Raw genomic sequence first — 16,398 nt, 5'->3', positions numbered from 1 at the left:
ATGGGCCGCTGCACTCGCCGAGGCTTGGTCAAGACTGAGCCAAGCGCTTGCGTAACCCCGCAAGTGTGCGGGTAGAGTTTTCGCCGTTTGAACGAATGGAAGCACCTCGTTCGGTGAGGCGTCTTCACGGACACAGGCCACTGACCCCACGACGTCGAGAGACGCCCAGGTTCAGGACAGGTCTCCCCGGCCTAAGGGGTGACCCCAAGTGGCTTCCCCGGCAAGGGGATTACGCCGTGGAGTGCCAAAGCTCTGACGAGTTGGGGTGAGCCGGTCATCAGGGACTGGTGCGCTCTTTGCTGTGTCCGCTCGGCGTCCGCGTGCGCCCCGGCCAGAAGGAGGCGAGAGACATGGACGGCAACTGCAGTAGTCCGGGCCACAGTTGGCCCCGTATCCGTATGTCATCTCCGACCTCCGGTACGCGGTAACCACCTTCCCTGCGCCTTCCCCCACCTGCCTTGGCACCCGTACGGCCACCGGCCGTCCCGGGTCGCTGCGCTGCGCGCTCGCAGGGGGGATTGCTGCTGCGTACCCCCAACCTCCCCCGCCGGGGGACCCGGGAGGCTCTCATGACCAACCTCACCACCACCGCCACACCGTCGACTCCGTCGCAGCGCACGGCGGTGCTCGACGACGCCCATGTCGGCGACATCCGTGGCGCGCTGGGCACCATCAGGGTGGACGACACCGCGCCCCGCCAAGGGCTGTCCGCCAAGCTCAAGACCCTGCTCGCGATAGTCGGGCCCGGCCTGATCGTGATGGTCGGTGACAACGACGCGGGCGCGTTTTCCACGTACGGGCAGGCCGGGCAGAACTACGGCACGAGTCTGTTGTGGACGCTTCTGCTGTTGGTGCCGGTGCTGTATGTGAACCAGGAGATGGTGCTGCGGCTCGGCGCCGTCACCGGCGTGGGGCACGCCCGCCTCATCCTGGAGCGGTTCGGGAAGTTCTGGGGCGCGTTCTCCGTCATCGACCTGTTCCTGCTCAACGCCCTCACCCTGGTCACGGAGTTCATCGGGATCACCCTCGCGGCCGGCTACCTGGGGCTGCCCAAGGCCGGTTCGGTGATCCTGGCCGCCGTGGTCATCGTCTCCGCCGCCTTCACCGGCTCCTTCCGCCGGTTCGAGCGGGTGGCCATCTTCCTGTGCGCGGGGTCACTGCTGCTCATCCCGCTGTACTTCATGATCCACCCCAAGTCCTCGCAGATGGCCCACGACTTCGTCGTACCCACCATGCCCGGCGGATCGGGTCAGCTGGCCACCGTCATGCTGCTGATCATCGGCATCGTCGGCACCACCGTCGCCCCCTGGCAGCTGTTCTTCCAGCAGTCCTACGTCATCGACAAGCGCATCACCCCCCGCTTCATGCGCTACGAGAAGGCCGACCTGTGGATCGGCATCGCCATCGTCGTCATCGGCGCCGCCGCCATCATGGGCTTCACCGCCACCGCCTTCACCGCAACCAAGGGCTTCGGCAACTTCACCGACGCGGCAGGCGTCGCCACCGGCCTCGAAGCCCACGCCGGCAAACTCGCCGGCATCCTCTTCGCCATCGCCCTCCTCGACGCCTCCATCATCGGCGCCTTCGCCGTCTCCCTCTCCACCGCCTACGCCATCGGCGACGTCTTCGGCATCAAGCACTCCCTCCACCGCGGCGTCAAGGGCGCCAAGGGCTTCTACGCCATCTACGCCGGAGTGGTGGCCGTGGCCGCCGTGATCGTGCTGATCCCCGGCTCCCCGCTCGGTCTGCTCACCCAGGGCGTGCAGACCCTGGCCGGTGTCCTGCTGCCGTCCGCCTCCGTCTTCCTGCTGCTGCTGTGCAACGACAAGGCCGTCCTGGGCCCCTGGGTCAACGGCCCGAAGACCAACGCCTTCACCACGGCGGTGGTCGGCGTCCTGGTCACCTTGTCCATCATCCTGACCGCCTCCGTCCTCTTCCCCGACATCAGCTCCCAGACGATCATCGACATCATGGCCGCCTGCGGCGTCCTGGGCGTCCTGGCCGCCGGGTACTCCTTCACCCGCCGCCGCACCGCGACCAACGAAGACCCCATCGACCGCACCGGCCGCGACGCCTGGCGGATGCCACCACTGGACACCCTCACCAAGCCCACCCTGTCCACCACCCGCAAAATCGGCATGGGCGCCCTGCGCACCTACCTGCTCATCGCGATGATCCTGGTCGTCATCAAGATCGTCCAGGTCGCCCTCGGGCAGTAACGACCCTCCTCCCGGGGCGGGTTGCCCCGCCCCGGGAGGGCACCGCCAGCCCCGATTCCCGCACGCCCACCGGCACACCGTGACCGGCGACGCCGTCTGCCGCCACCTTGAGGCCGGCCGGCACACCGGCGCCTGACACCTCAACTCCAGCTGTTCAAAGCCTTTTGGAAGTGACCCCCATGTTTGTCACGCTCGACGACATACGGCTCACCGCCCCCGCCGGATGCGGGGCGACGCTGCGCACCTTCTACGCCGAACTACTCGGCATGCGGGAAGTCACCGGGCCGCCGGTGCTCGCGGTCCGCGGCGGCTGCTGGCTCACCGGCGAACACGGCAGCGCCCAACTCCATCTCGGCATCGAGACCCCCGGACCCGGCACCCGCACCCACCCCGCACTGCGCGTGCGGGACATCGACGCCCTCGCCGACCGCCTCAGAAGCCACCGCGCGCCCGTCGTCTGGGACGACAAACACCCCGGAGAGCGCCGCTTCTACAGCCTGGACCCGGCCGGCAACCGCCTGGAATTCCTCACCCCCACCGACTGACCGGCCCTCCTTCAGCCCGCGGACCGGCCAGCGCCGGATGCCGGTCCGCGGCGCTCGGCCCCATCGACATCAGCCCTGGTTTCCGCCGCCACGACGAACCCTGCCCGGCCGACGCCGCCCCGACGGCCGTAGCCGCCAACCGACCCTATGCACCCGGCTGATCAGCTCAGGATGTGTCCCCATGAACCTTCCGTTCCGCCCTCTCTTCCGACGCCCCGAAACGCCCACGCCCATCCCTCCCACACCAACCCGCTGCACACTCCAGGCCGTGTGCGATCCCCCGATAGAGCGCATGGTGAAAGCCCTGTGCATCGTCGCGTTCGCCGGCACCGACGTCCGCCTGAAGATCCACCGCACCCTTGAACCGGGCGGCAACGCCCACCTCACCATCCACGTGACACTCACCTCGGACGGCCCGTCGACCGCCGCCCTGGAAAGGCTGGTCGTCCAACTGACACGCATTCCCCGGGTACGCCAACTGCGTTGGGCCATGCACACCGGGGAAACCCCTGACCCCAACCCACCGACCGTCCTGCCCGGCAGAGACAGAGTCGGCACCTGCTGCTAGGAGATGGTGGTCTCGTGCGGCGGGCGTCGGTGTCCCGGTCCCTGGCGTACGTCGGGGCGCAGAATGCCCTACCGAACCCACGACTTCATCGGCACCGCTGCCGCCTTCCGTCGGGCCGAACCACCCGCGGCGGGCGCATCGCGGCAACACTCATCGGCTACCGCCGACTGATCGGTGGAACGACCTCTTACTCAAGAGCCGTGTACTCGGCTGACGGCTGAGCCATCCCGGGGCACTCCGCCGTGTAGCGATCTCCGTGTATGGCCAGCATCGCCCAGTGCCACGCCTCGTCATGGAAGACAAGTCCGCGATGCGGCACATCACTTGGCTCATAGGGGTAACGGTCCAAGGCGGCCGCCCAAGCTTCCGGCTGTGTCAGGCCGCCGTGTCGGCGCATGACCCACGCGTAGCCACGTCGCTCGGCCCGCAGGTACTCGACGTACTCCGCCTCACTCCACGTCATGCGGCGACTCTAGGCGTTGCTGATGGTCATGCCACGGGGGACGGCCGGCCGGTACCACCGGTAGTTCACCGCGGTTCGGCCGTCACGAAGCCTCAACGACGTTCGAGACGACCGTGATTGGTCGCGGTCCCTTCTGCCGTACCTCCACAACTACTCCGTACAACGCTATATCGTTTAACGTAGTAGTCGAGGTGAGCGAAGGAGGTGTCCGATGCCGCGTCAACGCGACCGCGTCGGATGGGCGGAACCCGCGCTGCTGATCCTGGCCAGCCTGGCCGACGGCCCCAAGCACGGCTACGCGATCATCAAGGACGTCGAGGAACAGACTTCCGTCAAGTTGGGGCCGGGCACGCTGTATGCCGCGATCTCGCGGCTGGAGGACAGCGGACTGGTCGCGGCGTTGGACGGGGACGAGCGCCGCCGGCCCTACCGCCTCACCGCAGAAGGGGAGACCGTGCTCGACGACAGACTCCGGGCGATGGCCCGCTTCGCACATGTCGGGCTGACCAAGCTGGGGGTGGCAGGCGCATGACCAACATGACCAACATGGCCGGCAGGTTGGCCTTGCGGGTATACCCTCCCGCGTTCCGGGAGCGCTACGGCCCTGAACTCGAAGCACTGGTCGAGGACACCGGCACCGGCCCACGCGTGGTCGCAGACCTTCTCGTCGGCGCTCTCCGGGCGTGGCTTCGCCCGGTGATGCCCAACGAGCCCGCGGAACGGCGCCGTCGCCGCATGCAGGCAAGTGTCGCCACCACCTGGGTCAGTTGGTGGGCCGCGCTCTGTGTCCTGCCGCTGCTGCACATCGTCCTGACCGAACAACTGCGGCCGGATTCGGCAGACTGGGTCCGGCCTCTGTTGGACATGGCGCAGTACGCCACCGACGGCAGTGGACTCATCCCGCTGGTCGGCGCCCTGTCGCTCCTCGCGGAAACCGCCAGAACCGGCAACTGGGCCGCGTGGCGCCCGTTGCTGGCTCCTCTCGCACTGGTACCCGTGCTACTCGGCGGAGTGTGGGCCTTGATGCTCCGCTACCTGGTCGACGGGCCCTGGCTGTTCGCCCTGGGATGGGTCGGTCCGGCGGCGTTCCTGACGGCCGTGGCGGTGACGCCCGCCGTCGTCGTCACCCGGTGCCGACCTTCCGCCAAGACCTTGCGAGTACTCGCCCTGCTCGGTGTTGCGATGGCGTTCGCCGTGACCACGATAGGCATCGCCGGTGTGGCGACCGTCACGGCGTTGGTCATGGATACCGGTGACGTGCCCGACGCCCCCGTGCCGTCCGTTCTCGCCGTCGTCACCGTCACCGCTGCTGTCGCGGCCCTGGTCAGTTCCGTTCGCGGAGCCGTATCCGCGCTCCGGAAGGAACGTCCGGTGGATCTTGCCGGCGATGTCGGGTGACGCGGACGCGCCTGCTCGACTCGTGTGCAAGGCGTACGCACTGACCCATGGGAGGTGGGCGGCGATGACAAGGATTCCGAGGCGGGGGCCAAGGCCCCGGGGAGCCGGAGAAGGGGCCCACGGTCTGCGTCGGGAAAACGGTTGGTGCCGCGGCGTGGGACTGGTCTAACGTCGACGACGTCGTGGACGGCGCTTTGATGGTGCCGTCGGCTGTTGAGGAAACCGGGAGGTGAGTACTGATGACTGTCGTTGCGAGGGGCGCTGCCCGCGTCCAGAAGATCATCAATTTCACCTCCGTGGTCTCCGGCTGATTCAACTTCCCTTTCTCTTCTCGCGCGTTGTGCGCGTGGCCGGGACCGCTCCTTCCTGAAGGGTCATCCCGTTGTTCGACCTGACTGTGTCTTCCGCGCATCCGCTGTCCGCCTATGGCTGGGATGACGGGTTCGCGGAGAGCTTCACCCCCTTTGCCGGGCAGGGGTTCGTGCCCGGCCGTATCGTCCGCGTGGACCGTGGTCGCGTGGATGCGGCGGTGCCCGACGGCGACGGCATCCGTACCGTCCTGGCGGATACCGCGCTGGTGGCGACCAGCGACCCGATGCGGGTGCCGTGCACCGGTGACTGGGCTGTCATCGACTTCGCGAACGGTCGTGTGGGCGACCATGTCGACGGTGTGGTGCGGGCGTTGCTGCCCCGCCGCACGGCATTCGTGCGGTCCACGTCGTCGAAGCGTTCCGAGGGCCAGGTGCTGGCCACCAACGTCGACACCATCGTCATCTGCGTGTCGCTCGCGGAGCAGTTGGACCTCGGGCGGATCGAGCGGTTCCTCGCGCTGGCGATGTCCGGCTCGACGGGTGAGGGACCGGTGCACGGGTCCGCGCTCTCAGGGGAGAACGGGGCGCAGCCGCTGGTCGTACTGACCAAGGCGGACCTGGCGGGGGACCCGGCCGGGGTCGGCCATCTCGTCGCGGACACGGAGGGCCCCGCGCCCGGAGTGCAGGTGCTGGCGGTCAGCGCGGCGACCGGGGACGGGATCGACGTGCTGGGCGCGGTGCTCGCCGGCGGCACGTCCGTACTGCTGGGGCGTTCCGGAGCCGGGAAGTCCACGCTGGCCAATGCGCTGGTCGGCGCGTACGTACAGGATGTGCAGGCGATCCGCGACCGGGACGGCAAGGGGCGGCACACCACGACGACCCGGGATCTGCTGGTACTGCCCGGCGGTGGGGTGCTCATCGACACGCCGGGGCTGCGCGGCGTCGGGATGTGGGACGCGGAGGGCGGACTGGCCCGGACGTTCGCGGAGGTGGAGGAGCTGGCGGAGCGGTGCCGCTTCCCCGACTGCGCGCACGGGGCGGAGCCCGGCTGCGCGGTCCGGGAGGCCGTCGAAAGCGGTGAGTTGACGGAGCGTCGGATGGAGAGCTACCGCAAGCTCCAGCGCGAGAACCAGTGGATCGTCGCCAAGACGGACGCCCGGCTGCGGGCCGAGCGCCGACGCGAGTGGAAGCAGAAGCAGGCGCTGGGACGGCACATGACGGAGCGGAAGCGGGGGAAGGGGAGGTAAGCCCGCGGCGGGGCTCGGGGGCCCGCGTGCCCGGTCCTTTTCGCGCCGGGCTTCGACCGTGCCCCGTCCCGTCCGTTCAGTGCCCGCTCCCGCCCGTGCACGGTCCCGTCCGGTCCGTGCCCGGTCGGGTTCCGCGCCTCGTGCGGGTGCGAGCGCCGTGTCCGATTTCCGCCGGTGGGGGCGCGGTCGGGCCGCGCACACTGGGCGGGTGATGGACGACGAGACCAGGTACGAGGCGGTGTCGAGCCGGGACGCGCGGTTCGACGGGGAGTTCTTCTTCGCGGTGACGACGACCGGGATCTACTGCCGGCCGAGTTGCCCCGCCGTCACTCCCAACCGGGGGAACGTGCGGTTCTTCCCGTCGGCCGCCGCCGCGCAGACGGCCGGGTTCCGGGCCTGCCGGCGGTGCCGGCCGGACGCCGCACCGGGTTCCGCGGAGTGGAACGTCCGCGCGGACCTGGTCGGCCGGGCCATGCGGTTCATCGAGGACGGCGTGGTCGACCGCGAGGGTGTCGGCGGGCTCGCCCGGCGGCTCGGCTACAGCACCCGCCAGGTCCAGCGGCAGCTCACCGCGGAACTGGGCGCGGGCCCGGTGGCGCTGGCCCGCGCCCGGAGGGCGCACACCGCCCGGGTGCTGCTGCGGACCACCGCGTTGCCGGTCACCGAGCTGGCCTTCGCCGCCGGGTTCGCCAGCATCCGGCAGTTCAACGACACCATGCGCGAGATCTACGCCGGGACGCCGAGCGAACTGCGAGCCGCGCGCGGCGGCCCGGGGGCGGGACGGCCGGACGGCGCCGCCGGGCACCGCGCGGAGGCCGGCGGCGCCGCCCCCGGCGGGATTCCCCTGCGGCTCGCCCACCGGGGGCCGTACGCCGCGACCGAGGTCTTCGACTTCCTGGAGGCGCGGGCGGTGCCGGGCGTCGAGGAGGTACGGGGGTTCCGGCCCGTGGGGGACCCCCGGGGGTCGCGGGAGGCGTCCCGTCCCCACCGCCGCACCTACCGCCGCACGGTGCGGCTCCCGTACGGCATCGGCATCGCGGAGGTCGACGAGCCGGCCGGGCCGGGCGGGCGGAGCCGGCCGCCGGCGGGGCTGGTGTGCCCGGCGGCGCGGGGTACCGACGGCGGCTGGCTGGACTGCCGGCTGTGGTTGACCGATCTGCGGGATCTGCCGACGGCCGTGCAGCGGCTGCGCCGGCTCTTCGACCTCGACGCGGATCCGTACGCCGTCGTCGAGCGGCTGGGCGCGGATCCGCTGCTCGGCCCGCTGGTCGCCGAGCGCCCGGGACTGCGTTCGCCGGGCGCCGTCGACCCGGAGGAACTGGCCGTACGGACGGTGCTGGACGGCCCGCCGGAGCGCGCCGCGGAGCTGGTCCGGGCGCACGGCACGCCGTTGTGCGGGGCGGACGGCGGTGCGGGGCTGCTGGGGGAGCGGGCCGGTGAGGCGGACGGCGGGCCGACCCATCTCTTCCCCGCGGCCGCGGATCTGACCGGTCCGGGGGTGCCGGAGCCGGTGCGCGCACTGTGTGCCGCGCTCGCCGACGGCGCCCTCCGGCTGGATCCCGGAGCGGACCGCCAAGCCGCCGCACGCGCGCTGGCCGAACTGCCGGGCGTGGGGCCGCGCGCCGCGGCGTACATCCGGATGCGGGGGATGGGCGATCCGGACGTGGGCGCCGAAGGGGCGGTGCGGACGCCGGGGGCATGGCGGCCGTGGGGCGCGTACGCCCTGCACCATCTGTGGCGGGCGGGGCTGCTGCCCGAGGGGGACATGGGCGGCGGCGGGCCGGCGAACGCGGCGGGAGAGGCGGCCTGAGGGGCGGCGGGGAGCGCGGTGGGAGGGCGGGCGTGGCGGAGCCCGGCCGCCCGGTGGGTGGTCAGCCGGCGATCAGTGCCCCCACCCAGGCACCCATGACCACCAGGCAGGCGAACAGCTCGACCAGCACGCTCAACCCCACGGCGCGCATCGCCGTACGGGTGGAGGCGCGGGCGTCGCCGTGGCTGCCGAGCCGGACGCGTTCGAGGGCGTACAGCCCGCCGACGGAGCCGAGCAGGACGCCGACGACCGGGATCAGGAAGAAGCCCGCGATTCCGGCCACGCCCGCGAGGAACAGCGTGCGGTACGGCGCGCCCGCGTCGCGCAGACTGCGGGCCGGGAGCAGCCAGGTGAGCACCTGGTTGAGGAGCAGTACGGCGGTGGCGGCCATCAGCACCGCCCACGCCAGCGAGGCCCGCGCGGTCGTCGCCCACCACAGCAGACCGGCCCACACGATGAGCGGCCCCGGAATGCCCGGAACCAGCACGCCGAACACCCCGAGCAGCATGACGAGCCCGACGGCGACCAACTGCCACCCACTCATACGACGGTCCCGGGGACAGCGGGGGCAGGCGCGGGGTGGGCCGCGGGTCGTGCGGGCGTACGGCCGGCACCGCCGGCGGCCGTACGCGCCCGGAGCGGCGCACGCCCGGCGGCGGCTCGCGCGCTGCGCCCTCTCACGGCCTTCCTGACGGCCCACATGGCCCAAGCCTGCCGGACCGGGGCGGGACGCGCTCCCCGGCACACGGGGGACGGGGGACGGCACGCCGGGCGCGTGCCGGTACCGACGGCGCCACCGGGACGCTCGCGGATTGTCCGATTCGCTTCAACCAGCTTTACGGGCAGGCGACTTGGGCGTTTCTGCACCGCCCGTGCGGAGCTGGTGGGGCCGTCCCGCAGGTTGCCCGTTTCGCGCCCTGTCTCAAGGGTGTACATCCATGGACAATGCGGTCCATGAACCGGCAGGGGGCAGGGCGCGGCAGGGCGGACGACTGGTGGTGGCGCGAGTTGTACGGCGACGGCACCGCGCAGGGAGCTGACGTCGGCGAGGGCGGCGGCACCGGGCGGGACGCGGGCCCGTCCGACGCCCCGGACACGCTGGACGAACGGGTCGCCTCGGCGCTGCGCGCACTCGCGGGACGGGAACGGGCCCGGCCCCCGGCTGCCCCACGGCCGGACGTGCCCGATGCGCCCGGCGTACCGGACGTGCCGGGTGTGCCGGATCCGCGCGTGGTGCCACCGCCTCCGGTCGGCGCGGCGCCCCCGTCGTCCCCGTCGCCCCTGTCGTCGCCCGCAGAACCAAAGCCCGGCGATCCGCGGCGTGTTGACCCTCAGCGGTCCGATGCCCGGCGGCCCGATGCCCGGCGGTCCGATGCCCGGCGGTTCGACCCCAAGCCCTTCGAACCCCGGCCCTGGGAGCCGACTCCCTGGGAGCCGAGGCCGTGGGAGCCGCCCACGCGACGGGGGGCGCCCCCGCCGCAGTCCCAGTACCAGCCTCCGCCCCCGCCGTCGCAGCCCATCCCGCTCCGGGCCACCGGTCCGGGGCCGCGCCCCTCGCCGCTCGCGCCCACAGGACGCCCCGGCGCCCCCGCCCCGGACGGCATCCCCGCCACCCCCCGGCCGCCATCCCCGCAGAACCCACCGTCCCCAGCAGCACCCGCGCCCCCCGCCCGCTCCTCGGAGCCTCCGGCACCCGCCCGCTCCGCCGGACCGCGGACACCCGCGCCCGCCTCCGAGCCGCCTCTCGTACTCCCCGCCGCCGACCCGGACGCCCTCGACGCACTGGTGCCCGACACCGTGCTGGACGGTGCCGGATACGGTTCCGTCACGCTCCGGGCCGTCTCCCAGCGCGGTGCCGCAGCCCGCGAGCGCGGTGAGCCGCGCCGCGACGCGCTGCTGACCGCCCGCTTCGGCACCGGCCGGGACGCGCTGCTGCTGGTGGCCGTCGCCACCGGCCTCCCGGCCGCCGGCCAGGACGCCCACCGCGCCGCCCGCGACGCCTGCGCCTGGATCGGCGGCGCGGTGGGCCGCAACGCCACCCGGTTGGCGGAAGACATCCGGGCCGACCGGCGCGACGCCCTCACGTCGGGACTCCAGCGCCTCACCGACCGCGCCTACGGGCAGTTGCGCGGCCGGGCGGCAGAACTGGGCCTGCCGCCCGAGGAGTACACGGCCACCCTGCGCTGCCTCCTGGTGCCCGCCGACCCCGGCTGCCGTACGCGGGTGTTCTTCGGCGTGGGCGCCGGCGGCATCTTCCGGCTGCGCAACGGCGCCTGGCGGGACCTGGAGCCCGCGGCGGCGGAAGCCGGCACCCGCGCCGCGCCGGCCACCGCCCCGGGCCCGTCCGGCGCCCCCGACACCGGTCGCGCCTCCCACGCGCCGTACGAGCCCGGCACCGCGAGCCGCCCGGAGCCGTTCCTCTTCCGCGCCACGCTCGCGCGCCCCGGGGACACGCTCCTGCTGTGCACCTCCGGCCTGGCGGACCCCTGGCGCGGCGCCCCCGGCTTCGCCGCCCGACTCGCCGGCCGGTGGTCCGATACCCGGCCGCCCGGGCTGACGGACTTCCTGACCGCCACCCAGTCACCCCTCGCGGGCCACACGAAGGACCGCACGGCGGTGGGTGTCTGGGAGTCCTGGGACGACGTGGCGCGGCGGGGCGGCGTGGAGCCCCCGCCGACCGCCCGTCCCAGAGGCGAACCCCGTCGGCCCATGGGTTGATGGAAGCGCGACCCACACCCGTCGGACAGGCCCCCCAGCCGCCCCGAGGAGTTCCCCGACATGCCCAAGCAGACCGTGGCCGAGCAGTTCATCGACATCCTGGTACGTGCGGGCGTACGGCGGCTCTACGGTGTCGTCGGGGACAGCCTGAACCCGGTCGTGGACGCCGTCCGCCGGCACTCGGGCATCGACTGGATCCAGGTCCGGCACGAGGAGGCCGCCGCGTTCGCCGCCGGGGCGGAGGCGCAGCTCACCGGGAAGCTGGCGGCCTGCGCCGGGTCCTGCGGGCCGGGCAACCTGCATCTGATCAACGGGCTTTACGACGCGCACCGCTCCATGGCGCCGGTACTGGCCCTCGCCTCGCACATCCCGTCCAGCGAGATCGGCACCGGCTTCTTCCAGGAGACGCACCCGGACCGGCTGTTCGCCGAGTGCAGCCACTACAGCGAGCTGATCTCCAGCGGCAGGCAGATGCCGCGGGTGCTCCAGACCGCGATCCAGCACGCCATCGGGCGGAGCAGGGTCTCGGTCGTCTCGCTCCCCGGCGACATCGCCGCCGAACCGGCTCCGGAGCGTGCGATCGAGCACGCCCTGGTGACCAGCCGCCCTTCGGTCCGCCCCGGTGACGACGAGATCGACCGGCTCGCCCGGTTGGTCGACCGGGCCGGCAGGGTCACGCTGTTCTGCGGCAGCGGCACCGCGGGCGCGCACGCCGAGGTGATGGAGTTCGCGGAGCGCGTGAAGTCCCCGGTCGGGCACGCGCTGCGGGGCAAGGAGTGGATCCAGTACGAGAACCCGTACGACGTCGGGATGAGCGGGCTGCTCGGCTACGGTGCCGCCTACGAGGCCACCCACGAGTGCGATCTGCTGATCCTGCTGGGCACGGACTTCCCGTACAACGCCTTCCTGCCCGACGACGTGCCGATCGTCCAGGTGGACGTCCGGCCGGAGCACCTCGGCCGGCGCTCCCAGCTCGACCTCGCCGTCTGGGGCGATGTCCGCGAGACGCTGCGCTGCCTGATCCCCAGGGTCCGGGAGAAGACCGACCGCAGGTTCCTCGACCGGATGCTGAAGAAGCACGCGGACGCGCTGGAAGGTGTGGTCAAGGCGTACACCCGCAAGGTGGAGAAGCATGTGCCGATCCACCCCGAGTACGTCGCGTCGGTCCTGGACGAGGAGGCCGCGGACGACGCGGTCTTCACCGTCGACACGGGCATGTGCAACGTCTGGGCGGCCCGCTACCTCAGCCCCAACGGCCGTCGGCGGGTGATCGGTTCGTTCACCCACGGCTCGATGGCGAACGCGCTGCCGCAGGCGATCGGGGCCCAGTTCCCCGACCGCGGCCGGCAGGTCGTCTCGATGTCGGGCGACGGCGGATTCACCATGCTGATGGGCGACTTCCTCACCCTGGTGCAGTACGACCTGCCGGTGAAGGTCGTGCTGTTCAACAACTCCTCTCTCGGCATGGTGGAGTTGGAGATGATGGTCTCCGGTCTGCCGTCGTACGGCACGACCAACCGCAACCCCGACTTCGCCGCCATCGCCCGCGCGGCCGGGGCGCACGGCGAACGGGTGGAGAAGCCCGGGCAGCTGCGCGGCGCGCTGCGCGCCGCGTTCCGGCACCGGGGTCCGGCGCTGGTCGATGTCGTCACCGACCCCAACGCGCTGTCCATCCCGCCGAAGATCAGCGCCGAGATGGTGTCCGGCTTCGCGCTCTCGGCGGGAAAGATGGTGCTGGCCGGGGGCGTGGGTCGGATGGTGCAGCTGGCCCGCTCCAATCTGCGCAACATCCCGCGGGTGTGAGGGAGTCGGGGCGTCGGGGAGCTGAAGGAGCGGAGCGGGGGAGTCGCGGCGGGGTCAGGGCGAGGGGCGGCGGCGTTGCGGGCGCAGCCGCAGGGTCAGGATCTGGAACGGGCGCAGGCTGACGGTGATTTCCGAGGCCGGGCCCGCGTCCTCGTCGTGGAGCGGGCGTTCCAGCAGGTCGGTGACGGCGGCGCGGTCGAGGGGGAAGCCGGGGGAGAGGGTGCCGGTCGCGCGACCGCCGCGGGATTCGTAGAGGCGGACGATCACATCGCCGCTGCGGTCGTCGGCGAGTTTGACCGACTCGACGGTGAGGGCGGGGTGGTCGACGCGGACGAGCGGAGCGACGGGGGGTGCGGTGGCGGTCCGCAGGGGCAGGTTGAGGGCCAGGCCCTCGGCGACCGCCTCGCCGACCGCGGCGCCGGGGAGCAGCGCGTAGCGGAACCGGTGGCCGCCCTGGTCGGTCTCCGGGTCGGGACTGTGCGGGGCGCGCAGCAGGGTGAGCCGTACGGTCGTGCCGAGGCCCTGGTCATGGGGGGTGGGGGTGACGTCGTGGCCGTAGGTCGAGTCGTTGAGGAGGGCCACGCCGTAGCCGGGCTCGGCGACGTGCAGCCAGCGGTGGGCGCAGATCTCGAAACGGGCGGCGTCCCAGCTGGTGTTGGTGTGCGTGGGGCGGTGCACATGCCCGAACTGGATCTCGGCGGTGGACCGTTCGGCGTGCACGTCCAGGGGGAAGGCGGCCTTGAGGACCTTCTCCGACTCGTGCCAGTCGATGTCGGTGGTGATGTCGAGCCGGCGTGACCCGGCCCGCAGGGTGAGGTCCTGGGTGACGTGGGAGTCGCCGAAGGTCCGGGTCACCCGCACGGTGGCGGAGAGCGGGCCGGCCGCGAGCAGCTCGACGGAGTCGGCGTCGGTGAGATCGGTGTGGCGGTTGCGGTAGTGCCGGTCGAGGTCCCAGGCGTCGTACTGGTTGGGGTGGTCGGGGTGCAGCTGGAGGAGGTTGCCGCGCGCGCCGGGCGCCAGCACCTCGCGCCCGGTGGCGAGATCGCGTACGGAGGCCAGCAGGCCGTCGGCGTCGATGTCCACCCGCAGTTGACCGTTGTCGAGGGTGAAGTGGCGGGCGCCGGCGCGGGTGCGTACGGGGGAGGGCGCGCCGGCGGAGGGCGGCGGGAGGGGGGCGGAGCCCAGGGCGGGGACGTGGACGGCGACGGCCTCGGCGTCCGGGCCGTCGGGCGGCTCGATGATCTCGTACCGGTCGTACGGCGCGGCGTTGAAGACCGCGGGTCCGGCCGCCGCGGCGGCCGGACCCGCCGCCAGCGCCCCGAGCGCCTCCTCGATCAGGCCGGTCAGCTCCGCCTCCACCGCCGCGTAGGCGGCGCGGGCCTCGCGGTGGACCCAGGCGATCGACGAGCCCGGCAGGATGTCGTGGAACTGGTGCAGGAGCACGGTCTTCCAGAGGCGGTCCAGCGCCTCGTACGGGTAGTCGTACGAGGGCTTGCCGGGCTCTCCGGCGGATCGGACCGCCGCCGTCGCGGCCCACAACTCAGCCTCCCGCAGCAGGTGTTCGCACCGCCGGTTGCCCTGTTTGGTCTTCGCCTGCGAGGTGTAGGTGCCGCGGTGGAACTGGAGGTACAGTTCGCCCGACCAGACCGGGGCCGCCGCGCCGTACTCCTCGTGGGCGGCCGTGAAGAAGCGCGCCGGCGGCTCGACCGTGACGCGCGGGGAGCCCTCCAGCGAGCGCAGCCGGCGGGCCCGTTCGAGCATCTCGCGGGTGGGTCCGCCACCGCCGTCGCCCCAGCCGAACGGGACGAGGGAGCGGGTGGCGCGACCCTTGTCGGCGAAGTTGCGTTCCGCGTGGGCGAGTTCGCGGCCGTGCAGCTGGGAGTTGTAGGTGTCGACGGGCGGGAAGTGGGTGAAGATCCGGGTGCCGTCGATGCCCTCCCACCAGAAGGTGTGGTGCGGCATCTTGTCCGTCTGGTTCCAGGAGAGCTTCTGGGTGAGGAACCAGCGCGCCCCGGCCAGCCGGGCGAGCTGCGGGAAGGCCGCGGTGTAGCCGAAGGAGTCGGGCAGCCAGACCTCCTCGGTCTCGACGCCGAACTCGTCCAGGAAGAAGCGCTTTCCGTGGGTGAGCTGGCGGGCCAGCGCCTCGCCGCCGGGCATGTTGGCGTCGGACTCCACCCACATCGATCCCACCGGCACCCAGTTTCCCCCGCGCACCGCCTCCTTGATGCGGGACCAGATGTGCGGCTGGTGCTCCTTCACCCAGGCGTACTGCTGCGCCTGGGAGCAGGCGAAGACCAACTCCGGGTATTCGGAGGCGAGTTGGGTGACGTTGGCGAAGGTCCGGGCGGCCTTGCGGACCGTCTCGCGTAGCGGCCACAGCCAGGCGGAGTCGATATGGGCGTGCCCGGTGGCCGAGACGCGGTGCGCACTGGCGTGCGCCGGGCCGCCCAGTACGCCGGCCAGCTCCGCCCGCCCGACCTGTGCCGTACCGCCGACGTCGTGCAGATCGACCGCGTCCAGCATGTTCTCCAGGGCGCGCAGGATCTCGTGCCGGCGGGGCCGGTCGACGGGCAGCTCGTGCATCAGCTCGGACAGCACCTCGATGTCGAGGACCAGCTGCCAGACGGTCTCGTCGAGCACGGCGAGGTCGGCGGACGCGAAGCGGTAGAGGGGATGCCGGGGTGAGGTGCGCACGTCGCCGAGGTCGGTGGGGCGGAAGTCCCGCAGTACGGCCGGGTTCGCGGCGGCCTCCAGCAGGAGCCGGACCTCCTCGCCGCCCTGCGCGGGCGCGGCGACGGGGACGTGCCGGTTGCGCGGGTGGATGCCCTTGAGCGGGACGCCGCGGGCGTCGTGGACCAGCCCCTCCGCCTGGAAGCCCGGTCCGTCGCCGCTGAAGCCCGGGTCGATGACGGCCTCCACCCGGCGCCCCGCCCACTCCCGCGGCACCTCGCCGGCCATCCGGAACCAGCTCGTCGACCAGGGTGGCCCCCAGGCGTCCCCGACCGCGAAGGGCTCGTACGCGGCCCGCAGTGCCTCGTCCACGGGCAGGGGTTCTCCTGGAACGTGCCAGACCTCCAGCCGCAGCGGCCGGCGCGCCGCGTACCGCGCGGGCCTGATGAACTGTCCCAGCGCCCGCTCCAGGCGCCCCTCCACCAGCAGTCGGTCGTCGTGCACAGCGGCTCCTCACGCTCGTACGGCACGCGCCCCGGCGCCGGGCCCGCGGGCCGGGCGCGCTCCGGGCGTACCGGAGGCATACCCACTCGCGGGCCGGTGGCGAGCGAGGGGCGTCCGTCCGTGCTGCCTGTGGCCTCTGAGT

Annotated in this window: 11 protein-coding genes and 1 riboswitch; of the genes, 9 read left to right on the top strand and 2 right to left on the bottom strand. The window is 72.5% G+C overall.

Going from position 1 to position 16,398, the window contains the following annotated elements; all coding sequences use genetic code 11:
- Positions 1-98: 98 nt before the first annotated feature.
- Positions 99-272: riboswitch (M-box (ykoK) riboswitch) on the top strand.
- A gap of 297 nt (positions 273-569) precedes the next feature.
- The 7 genes from GR130_RS28980 to GR130_RS28950 all read left to right on the top strand — a co-directional run bounded on the left by GR130_RS28980 (position 570) and on the right by GR130_RS28950 (position 8,561).
- Positions 570-2,219, top strand: coding sequence for an NRAMP family divalent metal transporter (locus GR130_RS28980; RefSeq protein WP_159507451.1), 1,650 nt, complete (start codon positions 570-572; stop codon positions 2,217-2,219).
- Positions 2,220-2,398: 179 nt separating this feature from the next.
- Entirely contained in the window at positions 2,399-2,764 is a 366-nt protein-coding gene (locus GR130_RS28975; protein ID WP_159510280.1) for a VOC family protein, read from the top strand.
- 268 nt (positions 2,765-3,032) lie between these two features.
- A complete protein-coding gene (locus GR130_RS28970; RefSeq protein WP_159507450.1) occupies positions 3,033-3,332 on the top strand; it encodes a hypothetical protein in 300 nt (99 codons plus the stop codon).
- Between the two features lie 674 nt (positions 3,333-4,006).
- Entirely contained in the window at positions 4,007-4,327 is a 321-nt protein-coding gene (locus tag GR130_RS28965; protein ID WP_159507449.1) for a PadR family transcriptional regulator, read from the top strand.
- A complete protein-coding gene (locus GR130_RS28960) occupies positions 4,324-5,193 on the top strand; it encodes a hypothetical protein (protein WP_159507448.1) in 870 nt (289 codons plus the stop codon). The genes GR130_RS28965 and GR130_RS28960 overlap by 4 nt, the downstream gene beginning before the upstream one ends.
- Positions 5,194-5,575: 382 nt before the next feature.
- Positions 5,576-6,751 (top strand): ribosome small subunit-dependent GTPase A, encoded by a 1,176-nt coding sequence (gene rsgA, locus GR130_RS28955; protein ID WP_159507447.1) that lies wholly within the window; start codon positions 5,576-5,578, stop codon positions 6,749-6,751.
- Positions 6,752-6,962: 211 nt separating this feature from the next.
- Positions 6,963-8,561, top strand: a complete 1,599-nt coding sequence (locus tag GR130_RS28950; protein WP_201305028.1) for an AlkA N-terminal domain-containing protein — start codon at positions 6,963-6,965, stop codon at positions 8,559-8,561.
- Positions 8,562-8,622: 61 nt separating this feature from the next.
- Here the strand turns inward: GR130_RS28950 and GR130_RS28945 are convergent, their stop codons facing one another.
- Positions 8,623-9,105 carry a DUF456 domain-containing protein gene (locus GR130_RS28945; RefSeq protein WP_159507445.1) on the bottom strand — a complete coding sequence of 161 codons (483 nt, stop codon included), beginning with the start codon at positions 9,103-9,105 and terminating at the stop codon, positions 8,623-8,625.
- A 410-nt stretch (positions 9,106-9,515) separates the two neighbouring features.
- Here GR130_RS28945 and GR130_RS28940 point away from each other — a divergent pair, with 410 nt between their 5' ends.
- Positions 9,516-11,279 (top strand): protein phosphatase 2C domain-containing protein, encoded by a 1,764-nt coding sequence (locus GR130_RS28940; RefSeq protein ID WP_159507444.1) that lies wholly within the window; start codon positions 9,516-9,518, stop codon positions 11,277-11,279.
- A 60-nt stretch (positions 11,280-11,339) separates the two neighbouring features.
- A complete protein-coding gene (locus tag GR130_RS28935) occupies positions 11,340-13,082 on the top strand; it encodes a pyruvate dehydrogenase (protein WP_159507443.1) in 1,743 nt (580 codons plus the stop codon).
- Between the two features lie 54 nt (positions 13,083-13,136).
- On the opposite strand, the gene GR130_RS28930 is transcribed toward GR130_RS28935, so the two are convergent.
- A complete protein-coding gene (locus tag GR130_RS28930; RefSeq protein WP_159507442.1) occupies positions 13,137-16,256 on the bottom strand; it encodes an alpha-mannosidase in 3,120 nt (1,039 codons plus the stop codon).
- Positions 16,257-16,398: the final 142 nt, after the last annotated feature.

The organism is Streptomyces sp. GS7, from assembly GCF_009834125.1.
Lineage (GTDB): Bacteria > Actinomycetota > Actinomycetes > Streptomycetales > Streptomycetaceae > Streptomyces.
The sequence above is the reverse complement of the archived record's forward strand: the minus strand, read 5'-3'. Positions and strand labels throughout refer to the sequence as shown.